Here is a 16,964-nt window from a genome sequence, read left to right as displayed (position 1 = left end):
CCCTGTCGAAGTCGGTTCACTGGGTGCTGCCCGAGGCCGCGATAGACGGCGACGCGGGCGGCAGCGCGGCGGTGGGCATGAAGCCACCGGTGGCGGGCGGCGCATCGGCGGGACGCGGGTCGAGCGGCCGTGCCTGGATGGGCTGCACGTTCACGGGCTGGGCGCTGGCCGTCGGCGCCGGGCCGATGTTCGTGGTCGGCGTGGCGGGGCTGGCGGGCGGCGTCGGTGCGGCGGGACCGGCCGGCATCGCGGGCGGCTGGCGGTTGTCGGGCAGGCGCTGCGGATGGCCTTCCATGTTGCCGTTGATGTAGACCTCGCCATTGATCGGAGGGCCGAACGAATCGGTCGGCAACGGGTAGTTCGGCGGCAGCGGCTTCACCAGGCGCGGCGTGACCACGAACAGCAGTTCGCTGCGGTCCTGCTGGAAGCTGGTGCTGCGGAACAGGTTGCCAAGCACCGGCAGCTCGCCGGCGCCGGGCAGGCCCTTGAGGCTGCCCGTGACGTTGCTCTTGATCAGGCCGCCGATGGCAAAGCTCTGGCCGTCCATCACCTGCAGCGTGGTGGCCGCACGCCGCGTGTTGATCAGCGGCAGGATGGTGGACCCCGAGGTGTTCGGCGCCGTCACGGCCACGCCCGTGGGCGACAGCTCGGACACTTCAGGCGCCACCTTGAGGTTGATGCGGCCGTTGGCCAGCACCGTGGGCGTGAACTTGAGCCCCACGCCGAACGTTTCTTCCTGCAGCACGATCGTGGTGACGCCGCCGAAGTTCGACTGCGGCACCGGGATGAACACCTTGCCGCCCGCCAGGAAACTGGCTTCCTGGCCGCTGATCGCCATCAGGTTCGGTTCGGCCAGGATCTTGACCAGGCTGTCACCCTTCTGTGCGTCGAGCTGCAGCGCCAGCGGCAGGTTGTTGTTCTTGATGGCGGTCAGCGCCGACGGGGCGCCGGACAGGAAGTTCGCCAGCAGGCCGAACTGCCAGCTGCCAAACGCGCCCTGGATGTTGGCGGCCGCGCCAAGCTGGTCGATCAGCGTCTTGGACACCTCGGCCACCTTGACTTCGAGCATCACCTGCTGCGGCGCGTCCACCGTCATCATGTTGATGAGCTTGTTGCTGCGCACCGGCATGCCGTTGTTGTTCTGCGTGGCGGTGATCGGCATCATGACGCCGCCCATCGGCATCATCATGTTCGGGTTGCCCGCCGCATTGGCCGGCGCGCCCAGCGCTTGCGGCGGCGCCTGCAGCGGGCTGCGGCTCTGGCGCATCACGAAGGCGTTGGCGATGTCCATCACCTGCTGCGCGGTGGACGAATCGGGCACGTTGCCGCTCAGCACCAGGCTGTCGGCGGCCGATGCCACCTGCACGTTGCGCGCGCCGGGCAGCAGCGAGCGCAGCGTGGACTGCAGGCCCGCCGGGTCGGCGCCCACCGTCACGTCGATCACGGTGCAGCGGCCGCTGCGGCCCTGCACGATCATGTTCGTGGTGCCGACATCCAGCCCCAGCAGGTACATGGTCTGCGGCGATACCAGCATGGCCTGCACCACGCTCGGGTTGCCCAGCGTGCGGGTCTTCACCGGCTCGGGCAGCGGCAGCATGCGCGACTTGCCCACCGGCACCGTCACCTGCTCGGGCTCGGCGGCCGCGCCCACGCAGCTCGGGCCGCGTCCGCCGCCGGTATCCGCGGCGGCGGGCGGGGGCGTGGTGGCGCCGATGGTGAGCTGGATGGGCCCGTTGGCGGCGATGCGCGTCGGTTGCGCGGCGGCGGCCTCTTCGGCGGCCTGCACCTGGGCGCTGGCCAGCCAGACGCTGGCGATGGCCAGTGCCGAGACTGCGCTCAGTTTCGCGGCGCCGCGTGCGTGCGGCTTGCGCGGGCGGCCTGACGATGTGTGGCTGGTCTTCATGATTTCCCCCGATTGGTGACTTCCGGCGTGCTGGCTCGCACGTTCAGAAGCACTCCTTGTCCTGGTTCATGCCGCTGATGACGCCTACGCAATTGGTATTGACCTTGCGTTCGGCAATGCGCTGGACCACCTGGATCACCTTGGCGATCGGCGTGGCCGGTGCCGCGGCCTGGACCACCGGTTCGTTGAGCAGGCTGCGCTTGGTGGCGCCGGCGGTGGCCACGGGCCGGGCCTCGATCTGGTTGCGCAGCACCAGCGAGAGCGACCCCACGCTGCGTGCCAGGTCGAGCTTCTCGGCTTCTTCGGGCGAGACTTCGAGCGTCACGGCGTTCACCACCTTCGGCTTGGTCTCGTCGCGGTTCACTTCCTGCGCCACGGCCAGCACCAGGATCTTCTCCAGCACGATCTTCGAGATCGACTGCTCGGTCTCGGAGCCGCCGCTGGGCTTGTTGTCCTTCTGGGTGTTGACGATGATGTCGACGAAGCTGCCCGGCAGTGCAAAGCCGGCCACGCCCACCACGTCGTTCACACGCACGGTGATGGCACGCTTGCCGTCGGCGATCACGGCGGAGAGTCCGCCCTTGGTGCCGGCCGGCGTGAGCTTGGATTCGATGATCGGCTCGCCGCGCATTACGCTGGCCTTGGTGACGCGGCCATCCACCGCCTTCAGTTCGTTGAGCGCGCCGGGCGGCAGGCTTTCACGCGGCCAGTCGACCAGCTTGACGAACTCGGGCGCCAGGCGCTGGCCGAGGTTGATGTCGGTGTTGGCCACGGCCACCTTGACCGTGGTGCCGGCGCTTTGCTCCACCATCCAGCGCGAGGCCAGCACAACGGCCGCCAGGCCAGCGAGGGCCGCGACCAGCAACATCAACAGGGTGCGTACGTTTCTCATTTGATGGTCCTCCCTCTTTCATGCGATGCCTGGTGGCCCGGCGCGGGCATGCAGGCGCCCCTGGCGGCACCGCGTGGGCGGTGCGCCATCCAGATCTGGTAGCAATGCGGCGATGCGGTGCTGCTGGCTGCTGCGGGTTGCTGGTGAGCGGCGGCTAGTGGTGGAACACCCAGCCGATGTGCTGGCGCACGGTGCGCGCGGCCTGCGCGGGCACCTCGGTGCGCGGCGCGCGGTTGTACTGGCGTGACGGGCAGCGACGCGGGTGCGCGGGGCCGACTGTGTTGCGAAGCTTCCTGGCCATGATGTTTCTCCCGTTCCTCGGCCCGTTGTGCCGGGCCTCTATCGTTCTGCCGGTGATGCGCGGGCCGCTAGAGCACGCCCGTCATCGCCAGTACCACACCCGCCGAGATGGCCACCGCGTAGGGCAGGCGTCTGACGGTTCGAATCCTCTGGGCACCGCTGTCGGTACTCGTTTGGGCGCCTGGTTCTGCTGACGGCGCGGCCGTGGCCGGTGCGTGGCCCGCGAATGGCATCCACAGCAGCGTGCCGAGCACCGAGTGCAGCGTGCGGCGAGCTTCGCGCCGGTACACCATCACGCCCAGCGCCAGCGCGCCGCCGGCCAGCAACGTGCCCACCACGATCTCGGGCACGGCGCCGGGGCCGGTCATCGCGCCGATGCAGGCCATCAGCTTGGCATCGCCCGCGCCCACGGCACGCACGAAGTACAAGACGACGAATGGCGCGAGCCCGGCGGCAAGTCCGGTGGCCCACTGCCAGGCGCCGTTACCGGCGCTGTGCAACCCCATCTGCAGTGCAAGCGCGGCAAGGGTGCCAGTCACGGTCAACCGGTTTGGAATCTTGTGGCTGCGCAGGTCGGTCACCACCGCCACGCCAAGCACGGCCAGCAAGCAGGCGGTGGTCAGCGGGTGGAAGACGGTGACGATGTCCATGTTGGGCATGGCAGCCTCTCATGCAAAAGAGAAAAAAAGCGCCAGGGCGTGGCCGCGGTCCGGTGCGTGGCGCGTCGCACCGGACCGCTCGGGGCTCACCCGGCGGCCGTCGTGAGCTTGGTCGAGATATCCGTCCAGATCTTGGTCACGGCGTCCTTCATCGCAGGGCCGGCAGCGACCATGCAAAGGGCCACGAAAGCCAGCAGCAGGGCGTACTCGATGCCTGCGGCGCCGTCTTCCTCCCGGGCGAAACGCTTGACGCCTTCGAACATGGCTTTCATGGCCTGTTCAGCCGGCGGCCGTCGTGAGCTTGGTCGAGATATCCGTCCAGATCTTGGTCACGGCGGTCTTCACGGCCGGGCCTGCGGCGACCATGCAGAGGGCCACGAAAGCCAGCAGCAGGGCGTATTCAATGCCTGCGGCGCCGTCTTCCTCCTGGGCGAAACGCTTGATGCCTTCGAACATGGTTTTCATGTCCTTCTCCTTGACGTCATGGTTAGTGGAAAAAAGCGCCCGCTGGAGGTCGGGCACAAGGTTCCGGCCGGAAACCGACCGAGGCCAAACCAGACAGCTGCCACTGTCCGTGGCGTCTGTGCCGGTCCCACCTGGCTCAGGGGAAAAGCCCCGCAGGCAATGCCTGACGACGCCTCGCCGATGCCCGATGCCGTGCGCCACTCCCGGTGGCATCTGGCACCCTGTTGGGCACTGCAGACCTGATCCAGAACTTCTCCAGGGATCAGACCCGCACCTGAATTTGCTGCAACCTGCTGACCCCTGCGACCTGGGTTCGCCTGGGGTCCGGTCGGCACTGCAGCGTGCCTGCCGCTTTTTGCTCCCTTCGGGTTCCGGCTGGTAGGCCATCGCCCGTTTTTCCCCGTCCTTCCTGCGCTGTGCTCTGTTTTCCTGGCCCTTGCAGCGGTGCCGTCTGTTGCGGTGTTCGCCGGTGACCCTGTGCCGGACATACAGCGACGATCGTGCCACTGACCCTAAGTGTTTGATTTATATGGAGGCGGGTTTTGGTACGTGCGTCGTTTGCGAGACTGTGTAACCAGATGTATCTGGATCTGTACGGGGACGAAGGCGCACTTCGAGAAATTCGTGTGTATCTATTGCAAGACTTTGTGATGCATTGTGCTCTTATAAAGTGTCGAATACGCCTTTTTCGATGTGGCGCATCCGGGTGGACACTCATCGGGCGTATCCGGTCAAAATCGTTGCATTTGTGAAGCGCCTGAACAGGCATTTGCTGCGGCGTACCTCGTGGGAGGGGCCTCGCGTGGCGGTTCGGCTCAGCCGATTGGATGTACGCGCGGCGACGCCTGGCGGCGTTGCGGTGTCCCCAATGCGCCCCGCAGAGCCGAGGGCGGGCTCATCCTTTTGTCCGGTGCAAAATTTGGCGGTGGCGTATCGGACATGAGGCCTCGTCCAGATGGTGGAGGCCAGGCCGAAAACCCTTCAGTTTCGGGTCATTGGCGAAATGGTTGCAGAGATGAAACCTCCGGCAATTTGTGATCCATCCTGTTACGGTCATGAAGCGTGCGTTGGGCCACATAGGGCCGCGCTAGCGCAGCGGTGTTTCAGTGCTGTGACGGAGGCAGTGAAGATTCTTCCACCTGGGCCCGCAGCCAGGCATGAAAGTGCTGGATGGCCTTTTCGCGCGGATTGCCTTCGCGCCAGGTTACCCAGTAAGGCAGGCTCGACGGGATACGCGTGGTGCCGATCTGCACAAGCTGGCCGCTGGCCAGGTAGTCGCGCGCCAGCTGCGTGCGCGCCGTGGCCACGCCCAGGCCGGCCACTGCCGATTGCAGCATCAGCCCGGCGTCCTGGAAGATCGGGCCGCGCACGGGTTCCTCGGGCGGCAGACCGGCCTGCAGCAGCCAGTCGCGCCACGGGCGCAGCGCGAACCGCAGCATCGGCAGCTTCGGCAGGTCTGCCTCGGTGAAGCCCGGGTATTTGGCCAGCAACGCCGGGCTGGCCACCGCGATCACGTAGTCGTCGATCAGGTTGTGGCATTCAAAGCCGGGCAGGTCCACGCGCTGGTGCCAGATGCCGACGTCGACCGAATAGGGGTCGGGCGGCGAGATCTCGGCGTGCAGGCGCAGATGCAGATCCAGTTCGGGCGCCAGCGCATGCAGGCTGGGCAGCCGCTGGATCAGCCAGGCATTGGCCAGGTCGGCCATCACGCTGACCTGCAGCCGCACCACGGGCGGACCGGCCACGTCGCTGGCCTCGCGTAGCGCCACTTCCAGCTGGTCCAGCGCGCCGCGTACCTGTTCGGCCAGCCGTGCGCCGGCGCTGGTGGGCGTCATGGTCAGGCCGGTACGCTGGAACAGCTTGGTGCCGAGGTTGTCCTCCAGGGCCCGGATGTGGTGGCTGATGGCGCTATGGGTAAGCGCCAGCTCTTCGGCGGCGCGCGAGAAACTGCGATGCCGCGCGGCGGCTTCAAGCGCACGCAGGGCCTGGAGAGGGGGCAGGTGGGGGCGGCTGTTGACCATGTCGGGGGGCGAGAAAGTCGTCAAATTCTACTCACAATTGCCGCAGGTATCTTTCGCTGGTCTTGCACCACGGTGGTGATCACAATGCAGGACATGACTGCTTCCGCTGCCAATTCCGCCCAGCCGGCCGCCCCGGCCGCATCCCCGAACCACGCCTCGCCGGCACGCTGGCGTGTGTTGGCGTTCTTCTCGCTCGGCTTCCTGGTGTCGTACATCTTCCGTGGCGTGAACCTGGGCTTCGCGCCGTATCTGACGCGCGAACTGGGCCTGACCGCCGGCGACCTGGGCCTGCTCACCAGCTTCTATTTCCTGGGATTCGCCTGCGCGCAGCTACCAGCCGGCATCCTGCTGGACCGCTTCGGCCCGCGCCGTACCGAGGCCGCGCTGCTGATGCTGGCCGTGGCCGGGTCGCTGGTGTTTGCCTGGGCGCCGGGCATGGTGGGCCTGGCCGTGGGCCGGGCGCTGATTGGCGTAGGCGTGTCGGTGTGCCTGGGCGCGGCCATTCAGGCGTTGTCGATGTGGTTTGCGCTGTCGCGCATGCCGCTGCTGAATGGACTGGTCATGGCCATCGGCGGCCTGGGTGCCGTGGTGGTGGGCGCGCCGCTGTCGTGGCTGCTGTCGTGGACCGACTGGCGCACGCTCAGTGCCGGGCTCGCCGCCATCTCGTTCGGCATGGCCGTGCTGCTGTGGTTCGGCGTGCCCGACGTGCCGCGCGAGGGCAAGGAAAGCTTTGCCGAGCAGATGCGTGGCACGCGGCTGATCCTGAGCAGCGAACGGTTCTGGCGCGTGGTGCCGCTGACGCTGCTGAACCAGGGCATCTTCCTGGCGGTGCAGACGCTGTGGGTCAGCGCGTTCATGCGCGATGTGCAGGGCCTGGATGCAGCCGAGGGCGCGCGCCTGGTGTCGGTGATCGGCGTGGCGATGATGGCGGGCTGCGTCGGCGCCGGCTGGGCCGCGCGGCATCTGGAACGGCGCGGCATCAGCCTGTACGCGTTTGCCGGCTTCGGCATGATGTCGTTCATCGTCGTCCAGGGGCTGCTGATGGCGCACCTGCCGTTTATCCCGCTGGGACTGCTGTGGGGTGCCTACGGCGTGTTCGGCTCCAGCGGCATCCTGACCTACGCGCTGCTGGCGCGGCGCTTTCCCGATGCGCTGATCGGCCGTGCCACCACGGCCATGACGCTGACCGTGTTCCTGGCCACGTTCGTGTTCCAGGTGGGTATCGGCTTCGTGCTCGATTTCTTCCCGGTGACCAACGGCCACTATCCGCTGACCGCGCACCTGTGGGTGTGGGGCGGACTGGTAGCCGTGCAGGTGCTGGCCGCGATCTGGTACCTGCTGGAGAAAAAGCCGTAACGGCGCGGCCGGTCAGAGAATGATCGGCCGGTCGTCGAGTTCGTTGGGATTGTGGCCGTTGCTGGTTGGAAAGTGCTGCGTCAGCAGCGCGTGGATCTTGCCGATGGCGTCGAGCACGGGTTTGACGGACAGGTCGTGCGCCAGGCCCTGCGTCAGTTCCACGCAGATCTGCTGCCACGCCTCGGGGCGCACGCGGGCGTCGATGCCGCGATCGGCCAGCAGCTCCACGGCGTGATCGGCCAGGTTGATATAGAGCAGCACGCCGGAATGGTCCTCGGTATTCCAGACCTCCAGCGCGCCGAACAGCGCGCGGGCGCGGTCGCGCGGTGAGGTGCCGCGCCACGCCAGCCCCACCGGCAGGCTGGCTTCGATCACCACGCGCACTTCGCCTCGATGATGCTGTTCGCCCTTGTGCACGGCCACCTGCAACTGGTGCCGCGCCTCGTCGGGAAACGCCTTGCGTGCCGTGCCCCGTCCGGTGCCCAGATGGCGCAGCGCGCGCTTGAGCGACTGGTTGAATGGCGGGCGCGCAGCCTTGTGCTTTTGCATCGGCGTCTCCTTTACCAGTTGCCCGACGCGCCGCCGCCGTCGAAGCCACCACCGCCTCCGCCGCCGAATCCGCCGCCACCACCACCGCCACCAAATCCGCCGCCGCCTGATCCCCAGTGGCGGCCGACCTCATAGCCGGTCATGCCGCCCAGCCCGCCGGCAGCACCGGTGGGCCAGCCGCGGCGGCCGGTCACCACGTGCGGCTGGCCGCCGCGCCGCAGCATGGCCGACAGGAAGAAGAACACGATGATCGCCAGCGGAAACAGCACGGGCAGCCAGTCGGCCATGTCGACATTGCCTTGCCGCGCACGGCGGTCTGGCGCGGCCAGCCCTTCCTTGTCGATGGTGGCCTGGATGGCCGAGATGCCGGCGGCGAGCCCGCCGTAGAAATCGTTCTGCCGGAAGTGCGGCGCCATGACATCGCGCAGGATGCGCCCCGACATGGCATCGGTCAGCGACCCCTGCACGCCGCGCCCCACCTCAATACGCATCTTGCGCAGGCCGACCGGGTTGTCCTTGGCCACGATCACGATCACGCCATCGTCCACGCCCTTGCGTCCCGCGCGCCAGGCATCGGCCACGCGGATGCTGTAGGCGTCGATGGTCTCCGGCTCGGTGGTCGGCAGCATCAGCACGAATATCTGGCTGCCGCGCTGCTGCTCGTACTCGGTCAGCACGTTTTCCAGCGCGCTGCGCTGCGCGTCGCTCAGCGTGCCGGTCAGGTCGGTCACGCGCGCATTGAGCGGCGGCACGGGCACGAAGCCGTCGGCGGCCCAGGCCGGCAGGGCCAGCACGATGGCCAGGAACCACAGCGTGACCAGCTTGCGCATGATGGCGATCCGTTCGACGGCGCTCAGAACTTCACGGCCGGCGGTGTGGAAATGGCTTTCTCGTTTTCCACTGTGAACGAGGGCTTGACCGGGTACTTGAAGACCATCGCCGTCAGGTTGGTCGGGAAGCTGCGGGCCAGCACGTTGTAGTCCTGCACGGCGGCAATGTAGCGCTGGCGCGCCACGGTGATGCGGTTCTCGGTGCCTTCGAGCTGCGACTGCAGGTCGCGGAACGCGGCATCGGCCTTCAGGTTCGGATAGTTCTCGGCCACCGCCAGCAGCCGCGACAGCGCGCCGGTCAACTGGCCCTGCGCCTGCTGGAATTTAGCGAATGCCTCGGGATCGTTCAGCGTCTCGGGCGTGACCTGGATGCTGGTGGCCTGCGCCCGGGCCTTGGTCACGGCCTCCAGCGTCTCGCGCTCGTGGCTGGCGTAACCCTTCACGGTAGCCACCAGGTTCGGAATCAGGTCCGCGCGGCGCTGGTACTGGTTGACCACCTCGCCCCACGCGGCTTTCACCGACTCATCTTTCTTCTGGAAATCGTTATAGCCGCAGGCGGAAAGCAGGCTGGCCAGCAGGCCAAGCACGAGCCAGCGGAACAGGGCAGGGGTGGAAGCAGTGCGCATCGGGGCTCCTTCGGTGTACCGGGACGGGCAATTCTGGAGTGTAGCGCAGCGTGGACTTTTTTCTGACCGGTGGACTTTCTCCCCTCTCCCTCCGGGAGAGGGGCGGGGGTGAGGGCCGGCGAGTCAAATTGCGACGGGGGTCGGCCAGCAGAGCCGCTTGCCCTCACCCCCAACCCCTCTCCCGCAATGCGGGAGAGGGGAGCCGGGTTTTCGTCGGCCGTGGCGCTTGACGGGTATCGAGCCAGCCCGGTAGATTCATGCCCATGCCGCGCCACGCCATTCAGTTCGTTGTCCCGTCCGTTCCCGTCCTGGGCACGTCGGGCCTGGTCGCGCGCGCCAAAGCCAAAAAACAGTCGCTCGTCTGACCGGAGCGCGCTGTTCCGTCAGATGGGCGACGGAACAGCACCTTGGCTGGAGGGGCGGTCCCGCCTCTTTCTATCTTCCCAGTGTGTCCTGCAACGTTGCGCATCGACGGTTTCCTGAACCGGTCGATCTGGAGACGTATCGATGCATGCTTCACGAATTGGTATCCACGGCATCTGGCTGCCGCTGGTCACGCCCTTCCTGGATAACGGCGCGTTCGACCATGCCGCGCTTCGGCGCCTGGTTGCGCGCTACTGCGTCAGCGGGCTGGCCGGGTTTGTGGTGTGTGGCAGCACGGGCGAAGCCGCGGCCCTGGAAGACACCGAGCAACTGGCGGTGCTGGCCGGCAATCATCTCGGCCATGTCATGACCCGGCTGGATTGGCTTGGCAACCGGCCGCTTGCCGGCGTGCTGGCCCCCGCGCCGTATTACATCCGTCCGGTTTGCGCGACTGGTTCGAGCGTCTGGCCGATGCCTCGCGCGCACCGCTCGTGCTCTATGACATTCCGTATCGCACGGGTGCCACGTTGACGCTGGAAACGTTGCTGGCATTGGCCGGGCACGGCAATGTCGTCGCCATCAAGGATTGCGGCGGCAACAGCCAGACCACGCAGGCGCTGATTGCAGATGGCAGGTTGTCAGTGCTGGCCGGGGAGGATCACCAGCTGCTGGGCACGCTGGCGTTGGGCGGGCAGGGCGCGATCATCGCCTCGGCGCATTTCCGGCCTGAGTTGTTCGTGGCCATCTGGCGGGCCGTGAGCGATGGGCGGATGGACGAGGCAAGACGCCAGTTTCATGCGCTGATACCGCTGATCCAGAAGCTGTTCGCGGAGCCGAACCCGGCGCCGGTCAAGGCGCTGCTGGCGCGGATGGGGGCTCTGCGTGAGGTATTGCGCGCGCCGATGACGCAGGCGTCTGCCGAACTGGGGGACCAGCTCGTGGCGCTGCATCAGGCGTTGGAGATTTTCTCAGAGGGGCGGGGGTGAGGGCTGGCGTGTCAAATTTCGACGACGTCGGCAAGTAGAGCCTCGTTGCCCTCACCCCCAACCCCTCTCCCGCGCTGCGGGAGAGGGGAGCGAAACACTGCTAGACGCAATTAACCGGCCTTGAACGCCTTTTCCGCTGCCTCGATCGTCCGCGCGATGATCGCGTCGTCGTGCTTTGCCGACACGAAGCCGGCTTCGAATGCCGACGGGGCCAGATAGACGCCTTCGTTCAGCATGGCGTGGAAGAAGCGGTTGAAGCGGCCGACGTCGGCCTTGGTTACTTCGGCGAAGCTGGCCGGCACGTCGTTGGTGAAGTACAGGCCGAACATGCCGCCGATGGCGTCGGCCGAGAACGGCACGCCGGCGGCGCGGGCGGCGGCGGTCAGGCCGTCGGCCAGCTTGCGGGTCTGGGTGGCCAGGCGGTCGTAGAAGCCCGGGGCCTGGATCAGCTTCAGCGTGGCCAGGCCGGCCGCCACGGCCAGCGGGTTGCCGGACAGCGTGCCGGCCTGGTAGACGCCGCCCAGCGGGGCCAGCTTGGCCATGATGTCGCGCCGGCCGCCGAACGCCGCCGCCGGCATGCCGCCGCCGATCACCTTGCCCAGGCAGGTCATGTCGGGGGTGATGCCGTAGTGCGCCTGCGCGCCGCCCAGCGCCACGCGGAAGCCAGTCATTACTTCGTCAAAGATCAGGACGCTGCCATGTTCGCTGCACAGGTTGCGCATGGCCTTCTGGAAGGCGTCGGTGGCGCGCACCAGGTTCATGTTGCCGGCCACGGGCTCGACGATCACGGCCGCGATCTCGCCCTTGTGGCGCGCGAACGCTTCTTCCAACTGCGCCACGTTGTTGTATTCCAGCACCATCGTGTGGCGCGTCACGTCGGCGGGTACGCCGGCCGACGACGGCGCGTTCTGCGTGGTGTCGGCAAACGTCAGCAGGCCCGATCCGGCCTTGACCAGCAGGCTGTCGGCATGGCCGTGGTAGCAGCCCTCGAACTTGATGATCAGGTCACGGCCCGTGAAGCCGCGCGCCAGACGCAGCGCGCTCATGGTGGCCTCGGTGCCCGACGACACCAGCCGCACCTGCTCGATCGACGGCACCAGCTTGCAGATTTCCTCGGCCATCACGATCTCGGCCTCGGTGGGGGCGCCGAACGAAAAGCTCTGTGCGGCGATATCCGTCACGGCGCGCACCACGTCCGGGTGGGCGTGGCCGACGATCATCGGTCCCCAGGAGCCGATGTAGTCGATGTACTGCTGGCCGTCGGCGTCCCACATGTGCGCGCCTTCGGCCCGGGTAATGAAGCGCGGCGTGCCGCCGACGGAACGGAAGGCGCGGACGGGCGAATTGACGCCGCCAGGAATGGTCTGCTGGGCGCGGTCGAAGAGCTGCTGGTTACGGGACATGAGAATCTGGCCAAAAGTGAGACTGGAATAGACAGGCGTCCGGCCGGGGGGCGGGCGGTTTGGGTGCCTTGCGGCCGGTTACCCCGAAATACGGGCAACCGTGTCCGAAAGGGTGCCGTTCAGACGGCATCTGCACGCCAAATTGCACGAACGCGGCGATATTGGGCCGTTTGCATCAGCCCATGGGTGGCGTCGTCGGCGCCGATTGGGTACCATCATGCGCTGGATTTTAATGGAGACTGGCAAGAGCCTGCATATGGAATACAAGACTTGGATGTGCCTGATTTGTGGCTGGATCTACGACGAGGCCACCGGCGCGCCGGAAGACGGCATCGCTCCGGGTACCAAATGGGAAGACGTGCCCATCAACTGGACCTGCCCGGAATGCGGAGCACGCAAGGAAGATTTCGAGATGGTGGCCATCTGAGGCCAGCGTCGGGAAATGGCCGCGCGTCGCGCCAAAGCGACAGAACGGCCGGTGGCGCCGGGGTGTCCGGATTGACGGCCCCCCCACGAGTTGTCACACTCTGCGGCAAAACTGAACATCCGTCCGGCCGCGCCGCCTTCTAGGCGAGCGGATCGAAGGCGGAGTGCCGCGGCACAAGAACATGCAGTAACCAGGCAGGCGCGGACAAGAATCGCGCCGCCACCGGCAGGGTAGCCGGGCTTTTTTGACTGGGAATTCGGAAATCGGGGGCCGCCGGCCAGCCATGCTTGGCGCCGTGCGGAAGTTCTCAAGTGAATGCCTACGCCTGTGTGTCATGCAGGACGTGGGTCGCGGGAACATGATGCGGGTCACTCAAACAGAACAAGACACGTCTGTCGATGGGGTCAACGCCGGCGGCAATGCCGGTGCCAGCGAGGCACCCACAGCGCGCAAGCCGGCTGTGAAGGTGCTCGTCATCGACGACTCCAGCACTATCCGCCGGACGGCGGAAATCTTCCTGACGCAGGCAGGCTTCCAGGTCATGCTCGCCGAGGATGGCTTCGAGGCGCTCGCCAAGGTTGGCGACCTGCATCCGGACGTCATCTTCTGCGACATCCTTATGCCGCGCCTCGACGGCTACCAGACCTGCTCCCTGATCAAGAAAAGCCCGCGCTTCCACGCCATTCCCGTGATCATGCTGTCGTCGCGCGACGGCGTGTTCGACCGGTCGCGCGGCAAGCTCGTCGGCGCCCATAACCATCTGGCCAAGCCGTTTTCGCGCGAAGCCCTGCTGGAGGCCGTGCAGGCTTGCCTGGCGGGCTGCGTGCCGGAAGAGGGCACGGCCGTGGCGGCATGACCGTTGCCGCCCGAAAGTATCCAGGAACAACACAATGACCATCAGCAAAATCCTTATCGTCGACGATTCGCCCACCGAAGCCCTGTTCATGTCCGACCTGCTCGGCAAGAAGGGTTTCAAGGTGTCCGTGGCCGGCAACAGCGAACAGGCCATGACGCGCCTGGAGGCGGAAGCCTTCGACCTGATCCTGATGGATGTGGTGATGCCGGGCCAGAACGGCTACCAGGCCACCCGCGCGATCAAGCGCGACGACCGCTTCAAGGACATCCCCGTGATCATGTGCACCAGCAAGGGCCTGGAGACGGACCGGATCTGGGGCATTCGCCAGGGCGCGTCCGACTACATCGTCAAGCCGGTGGACGGCGACGAACTGCTGAACAAGATCGCCGCGCTGGCGCACTGAGCGCCGCGGCAGCCCAGGGGGCGATGCGTGGGGCGCGGGCGTGCCATGAGGGCGCCGGCGATGCCCGCGCGCGGCCCTGCCACTGGTTACATCACCGGTTTCACGGTTTCACTGGTATCCGCCCATGAATGCCCCGCGCCAAGACATCCGCACCCGCCAGACCCGCCTGCATGACTATCAGGCCATGCTGGCCCGACGCCTGCGCGAGGCCCGCAACCTGCCCGCCGTAGACAGCTACCTGGGCGTGCTGGTGGGCCAGCGCAACTGGCTGCTGCCGCTGATGGACACCGGCGAGGTACTGGAAATGCGTGCACCAGCCCCGGTGCCGCTGACGCAGCCGTGGTATCGCGGCCTGGTCAACGCGCGGGGCAACCTGGTCGGCGTGGTGGATTTCGGCATGTTCTGCGGCGAAGCGCCGACGCCGGTGCAGCCGGGCAGCAAGATCGTGGTGCTGTCGCGCCATGTGGAACGGGCCTGCGGGATCATCGCTACGCGCGTGGTGGGCCTGCGCCATGCGGTGGACCTGACGCCGGCCGGCGGCGCCGAGCCGGAAGGCTGGCGCGGCGCGGCCTTTGCCGACCGGGACGGACGCGACTGGCAGGTGCTGGACATCCGCCAGTTGCTGGAAGCGCCGGCATTCCTGCAAGCCGGCCGCGGCGTGGCCTGATTGCCGCCGAGCACCAACGAGCCAAACAAAAAACAAACGAACAGAGGGTTGCTATGGGAATCAAGAAGATCAGCCTGGGCCGCCGTACGGCTGCTGCCGAGGCCGCTTCACCGCGCGCATCGGTGTTCGCTCGCGGCGGCGCGGGCAAGGGTGGTGCGGGTCAGACCCCCGGGGGGCTGATGTCGGGCTGGCTCTCGGGCATCCCGTTTGCTTCCCAGCAACGTGCGCTGACGGGCGGCGTGGTGGTGTCGCTGCTGGCACTGCTGGCGTCGGTCTATCTTGATAACCGCCAGGCCAACAACGGCGCGGCACAGATCGAGATCGCGGGTGACATGCTGATGCACTCGCAGCGTCTGGGCAAGGCGGTGCCGGTGGCGCTGCTGGGCAACGCGCAGGCGTTCACGCAGCTGCGCCAGTCCAAGGAACAGCTGACGGCCGACTTGCTGGCGCTGCAGAACGGCAGCGACGAGAAGCACGTGAGCGCCACGTCGGGCCCGGCCGAGCCGCTGCTCGAAAAGGCCTTTGGCTCGTGGAAGCGTTCGGAAAAGAGCGCGGCCGACGTGCTGGCCCAGCAGCCCATTCTGACCACCATCGGCCAGACGCTGCAGATCTTCAACGCCTCGAACCCCGAATTGCTCGAAGCGGCCGAACAGGTGGCCGCGATCAAGCTGCAGGCCGGCTCGAATACCCGCGAGGTGGCTGCCTCCGCGCAGCTGGTGATGCTGACGCAGCGCCTGGGCAAGAACCTGAACGAGTTCCTGTCTGGCGAAGGCGTCAACCCGGAAACCGCGTTCCTGCTGGGCAAGGACACGAATACGTTCCGCGAAACGCTGGACGGCCTGACCAACGGATCGGAAGCGCTGCGCCTGTCGCCGGCCAACGATGCCGAGACGCGCAACTACCTGCAGCAGCTCTCGCAGCGTTTCGAGGCGGTGCAGAAGACCACGCAGACCATTCTGCAGAACCTGCCTGGCCTGATTGCCGCCAAGCGCGCGCAGCAGCAGATCTTCAACGACAACGAGGCACTGCGCGGCGAGCTGGGCGAGCTGCAGAAGTCCTACGTGGATGGCGCACGCTTCCGCCCGTGGACGTTCGGTGCCATGGTGATCTCGGCAGTGGCCACGCTGCTGTGCCTGGCCGGCCTGGCTGCGCTGTACCTGCGCGATTCGCGCGTGCGTACGCTGGAAGCCGAAGCGCGCGAGCGTGAGGCCGAATCGCGCCGCCTGGACGAAAAGCGCAACAACGACGCCACGCAGAAGGCCATTCTGCAGCTGATGAACGAGCTGCAGGACATCGCTGACGGCGACCTGACGCGTCAGGCTACCGTGACCGAAGACATCACCGGCGCCATCGCCGACTCGGTGAACTACACGGTGGAAGAACTGAAGGAACTGGTGGGCCGCGTGCAGCAGACCGCCGGACAGGTGCAGAACGCTTCGTCGCAGGTGCAGGACACCTCGGTGCAGCTTGCTGCCACGACCGAGGAACAGTCGCGCCAGATTCGCCAGACCGGCGAGTCGGTGGTGGAGATGGCGGATCGCATCACGCAGGTGTCGCGCGGCGCCGCCGAATCGGCCAACGTGGCGCGTGCGTCGCTGTCGGCGGCCGAGCAGGGCCAGCAGGCGGTGCAGAACGCCATCGCGGGCATGAACGACATTCGCGACCAGATTCAGGAAACGTCCAAGCGGATCAAGCGCCTGGGCGAGTCGTCGCAGGAGATCGGTGAAATCGTCGAGCTGATCTCGGACATTACCGAGCAGACCAACGTGCTGGCACTGAACGCCGCCATCCAGGCGGCATCGGCCGGCGAGGCAGGCCGCGGCTTCTCGGTGGTGGCGGAAGAAGTGCAGCGCCTGGCCGAACGCTCGGGCGAGGCAACCAAGCAGATCGGCGCGCTGATCCGCACGATTCAGACCGATACCCAGGACGCGGTGCACGCCATGGAGCAGAGCACGGCGGGCGTGGTGGAAGGGGCGCGGCTGTCGGACAACGCCGGTTCCGCACTGGTGGAGATTGGCCGCGTGTCGCGCCAACTGGCCGAGCTGATCGAACAGATCGCACAGACCACGTCGCACGAGGCGGGCCTGGCCACCAACGTGGCACACCACATCGAAGGCATCCTGCAGGTGACCGCGCAGACCACCGCCGGTACGCGTCATACGGCCACGTCGGTGCGCCAGCTGACCGCGCTGACCGAGGAACTGCGTAACTCCGTGTCGCGATTCAAGATCGCCTGACGCCTGCCTGTACGTTGACGG

The 16,964-nt window shown here is 66.9% G+C and carries 17 protein-coding genes and 1 pseudogene; 7 read left to right on the top strand and 11 right to left on the bottom strand.

Features of this window, described 5'->3' with window-relative positions:
* Positions 1 to 16: 16 nt before the first annotated feature.
* The 7 genes from MFF62_RS04530 to MFF62_RS04500 form a co-directional block, all read right to left on the bottom strand.
* A complete protein-coding gene (locus tag MFF62_RS04530; protein ID WP_238260635.1) occupies positions 17 to 1,903 on the bottom strand; it encodes a type II and III secretion system protein family protein in 1,887 nt (628 codons plus the stop codon).
* Between the two features lie 43 nt (positions 1,904 to 1,946).
* The gene (gene cpaB / locus MFF62_RS04525; protein ID WP_238260633.1) at positions 1,947 to 2,795 is read right to left on the bottom strand and encodes a Flp pilus assembly protein CpaB; all 849 of its coding nucleotides are present in this window, start codon (positions 2,793 to 2,795) and stop codon (positions 1,947 to 1,949) included.
* 154 nt (positions 2,796 to 2,949) lie between these two features.
* Positions 2,950 to 3,096 (bottom strand): hypothetical protein, encoded by a 147-nt coding sequence (locus tag MFF62_RS04520; protein WP_238260632.1) that lies wholly within the window; start codon positions 3,094 to 3,096, stop codon positions 2,950 to 2,952.
* A gap of 67 nt (positions 3,097 to 3,163) precedes the next feature.
* Positions 3,164 to 3,754 carry an A24 family peptidase gene (locus MFF62_RS04515; protein ID WP_238260630.1) on the bottom strand — a complete coding sequence of 197 codons (591 nt, stop codon included), beginning with the start codon at positions 3,752 to 3,754 and terminating at the stop codon, positions 3,164 to 3,166.
* An 86-nt stretch (positions 3,755 to 3,840) separates the two neighbouring features.
* On the bottom strand, positions 3,841 to 4,026 hold the full coding sequence (locus MFF62_RS04510; RefSeq protein ID WP_238260628.1) for a Flp family type IVb pilin: 186 nt from the start codon (positions 4,024 to 4,026) through the stop codon (positions 3,841 to 3,843).
* A gap of 7 nt (positions 4,027 to 4,033) precedes the next feature.
* Positions 4,034 to 4,219 carry a Flp family type IVb pilin gene (locus MFF62_RS04505; RefSeq protein ID WP_238260626.1) on the bottom strand — a complete coding sequence of 62 codons (186 nt, stop codon included), beginning with the start codon at positions 4,217 to 4,219 and terminating at the stop codon, positions 4,034 to 4,036.
* Positions 4,220 to 5,322: 1,103 nt separating this feature from the next.
* On the bottom strand, positions 5,323 to 6,240 hold the full coding sequence (locus MFF62_RS04500; protein WP_238261206.1) for a LysR substrate-binding domain-containing protein: 918 nt from the start codon (positions 6,238 to 6,240) through the stop codon (positions 5,323 to 5,325).
* Positions 6,241 to 6,324: 84 nt separating this feature from the next.
* On the opposite strand from MFF62_RS04500, the gene MFF62_RS04495 reads away from it, so the two are divergent.
* Complete coding sequence (locus tag MFF62_RS04495) at positions 6,325 to 7,596, top strand: MFS transporter (protein WP_404990614.1); 1,272 nt, start codon at positions 6,325 to 6,327, stop codon at positions 7,594 to 7,596.
* A gap of 12 nt (positions 7,597 to 7,608) precedes the next feature.
* Here MFF62_RS04495 and MFF62_RS04490 read toward each other — a convergent pair whose 3' ends face one another.
* The 3 genes from MFF62_RS04490 to MFF62_RS04480 are packed head-to-tail and all read right to left on the bottom strand — an operon-like array spanning position 7,609 to position 9,601.
* A complete protein-coding gene (locus MFF62_RS04490; protein WP_238260623.1) occupies positions 7,609 to 8,145 on the bottom strand; it encodes a TPM domain-containing protein in 537 nt (178 codons plus the stop codon).
* 11 nt (positions 8,146 to 8,156) lie between these two features.
* Positions 8,157 to 8,975, bottom strand: a complete 819-nt coding sequence (locus MFF62_RS04485) for a TPM domain-containing protein (RefSeq protein WP_238260621.1) — start codon at positions 8,973 to 8,975, stop codon at positions 8,157 to 8,159.
* 23 nt (positions 8,976 to 8,998) lie between these two features.
* Positions 8,999 to 9,601: a LemA family protein gene (locus MFF62_RS04480; protein ID WP_238260619.1), complete on the bottom strand. Its 603-nt coding sequence runs from the start codon at positions 9,599 to 9,601 to the stop codon at positions 8,999 to 9,001.
* Between the two features lie 507 nt (positions 9,602 to 10,108).
* On the opposite strand from MFF62_RS04480, the pseudogene MFF62_RS04475 reads away from it, so the two are divergent.
* Positions 10,109 to 10,950, top strand: a pseudogene (locus MFF62_RS04475) (dihydrodipicolinate synthase family protein).
* A 110-nt stretch (positions 10,951 to 11,060) separates the two neighbouring features.
* On the opposite strand, the gene hemL reads toward MFF62_RS04475, so the two are convergent.
* Positions 11,061 to 12,353: a glutamate-1-semialdehyde 2,1-aminomutase gene (gene hemL, locus MFF62_RS04470; protein ID WP_238260617.1), complete on the bottom strand. Its 1,293-nt coding sequence runs from the start codon at positions 12,351 to 12,353 to the stop codon at positions 11,061 to 11,063.
* A 256-nt stretch (positions 12,354 to 12,609) separates the two neighbouring features.
* Here hemL and MFF62_RS04465 point away from each other — a divergent pair, with 256 nt between their 5' ends.
* From MFF62_RS04465 to MFF62_RS04445, 5 genes are all read left to right on the top strand, one after another.
* A complete protein-coding gene (locus MFF62_RS04465) occupies positions 12,610 to 12,780 on the top strand; it encodes a rubredoxin (protein ID WP_011298773.1) in 171 nt (56 codons plus the stop codon).
* A gap of 361 nt (positions 12,781 to 13,141) precedes the next feature.
* On the top strand, positions 13,142 to 13,636 hold the full coding sequence (locus tag MFF62_RS04460) for a response regulator (RefSeq protein ID WP_238261204.1): 495 nt from the start codon (positions 13,142 to 13,144) through the stop codon (positions 13,634 to 13,636).
* A gap of 34 nt (positions 13,637 to 13,670) precedes the next feature.
* On the top strand, positions 13,671 to 14,039 hold the full coding sequence (locus MFF62_RS04455; RefSeq protein ID WP_238260615.1) for a response regulator: 369 nt from the start codon (positions 13,671 to 13,673) through the stop codon (positions 14,037 to 14,039).
* Between the two features lie 124 nt (positions 14,040 to 14,163).
* Complete coding sequence (locus tag MFF62_RS04450) at positions 14,164 to 14,706, top strand: chemotaxis protein CheW (protein WP_238260613.1); 543 nt, start codon at positions 14,164 to 14,166, stop codon at positions 14,704 to 14,706.
* Positions 14,707 to 14,759: 53 nt separating this feature from the next.
* Positions 14,760 to 16,943: a methyl-accepting chemotaxis protein gene (locus tag MFF62_RS04445; protein ID WP_238260611.1), complete on the top strand. Its 2,184-nt coding sequence runs from the start codon at positions 14,760 to 14,762 to the stop codon at positions 16,941 to 16,943.
* The last annotated feature ends 21 nt before the right edge of the window (positions 16,944 to 16,964 follow it).

The organism is Cupriavidus pauculus (genome assembly GCF_022179805.1).
GTDB classification, from domain to species: Bacteria; Pseudomonadota; Gammaproteobacteria; order Burkholderiales; family Burkholderiaceae; genus Cupriavidus; species Cupriavidus pauculus_E.
The sequence above is the reverse complement of the archived record's forward strand: the minus strand, read 5'-3'. Positions and strand labels throughout refer to the sequence as shown.

What these genes read in the sequence shown, in the direction of transcription:
- MFF62_RS04530 (WP_238260635.1), bottom strand. Translation starts at nt 1,903, where the DNA reads ATGAAGACCAGCCACACATCGTCAGGCCGCCCGCGCAAGCCGCACGCA.
- cpaB (WP_238260633.1), bottom strand. Translation starts at nt 2,795, where the DNA reads ATGAGAAACGTACGCACCCTGTTGATGTTGCTGGTCGCGGCCCTCGCT.
- MFF62_RS04520 (WP_238260632.1), bottom strand. Translation starts at nt 3,096, where the DNA reads ATGGCCAGGAAGCTTCGCAACACAGTCGGCCCCGCGCACCCGCGTCGC.
- MFF62_RS04515 (WP_238260630.1), bottom strand. Translation starts at nt 3,754, where the DNA reads ATGCCCAACATGGACATCGTCACCGTCTTCCACCCGCTGACCACCGCC.
- MFF62_RS04510 (WP_238260628.1), bottom strand. Translation starts at nt 4,026, where the DNA reads ATGAAAGCCATGTTCGAAGGCGTCAAGCGTTTCGCCCGGGAGGAAGAC.
- MFF62_RS04505 (WP_238260626.1), bottom strand. Translation starts at nt 4,219, where the DNA reads ATGAAAACCATGTTCGAAGGCATCAAGCGTTTCGCCCAGGAGGAAGAC.
- MFF62_RS04500 (WP_238261206.1), bottom strand. Translation starts at nt 6,240, where the DNA reads ATGGTCAACAGCCGCCCCCACCTGCCCCCTCTCCAGGCCCTGCGTGCG.
- MFF62_RS04495 (WP_404990614.1), top strand. Translation starts at nt 6,325, where the DNA reads ATGCAGGACATGACTGCTTCCGCTGCCAATTCCGCCCAGCCGGCCGCC.
- MFF62_RS04490 (WP_238260623.1), bottom strand. Translation starts at nt 8,145, where the DNA reads ATGCAAAAGCACAAGGCTGCGCGCCCGCCATTCAACCAGTCGCTCAAG.
- MFF62_RS04485 (WP_238260621.1), bottom strand. Translation starts at nt 8,975, where the DNA reads ATGCGCAAGCTGGTCACGCTGTGGTTCCTGGCCATCGTGCTGGCCCTG.
- MFF62_RS04480 (WP_238260619.1), bottom strand. Translation starts at nt 9,601, where the DNA reads ATGCGCACTGCTTCCACCCCTGCCCTGTTCCGCTGGCTCGTGCTTGGC.
- hemL (WP_238260617.1), bottom strand. Translation starts at nt 12,353, where the DNA reads ATGTCCCGTAACCAGCAGCTCTTCGACCGCGCCCAGCAGACCATTCCT.
- MFF62_RS04465 (WP_011298773.1), top strand. Translation starts at nt 12,610, where the DNA reads ATGGAATACAAGACTTGGATGTGCCTGATTTGTGGCTGGATCTACGAC.
- MFF62_RS04460 (WP_238261204.1), top strand. Translation starts at nt 13,142, where the DNA reads ATGCGGGTCACTCAAACAGAACAAGACACGTCTGTCGATGGGGTCAAC.
- MFF62_RS04455 (WP_238260615.1), top strand. Translation starts at nt 13,671, where the DNA reads ATGACCATCAGCAAAATCCTTATCGTCGACGATTCGCCCACCGAAGCC.
- MFF62_RS04450 (WP_238260613.1), top strand. Translation starts at nt 14,164, where the DNA reads ATGAATGCCCCGCGCCAAGACATCCGCACCCGCCAGACCCGCCTGCAT.
- MFF62_RS04445 (WP_238260611.1), top strand. Translation starts at nt 14,760, where the DNA reads ATGGGAATCAAGAAGATCAGCCTGGGCCGCCGTACGGCTGCTGCCGAG.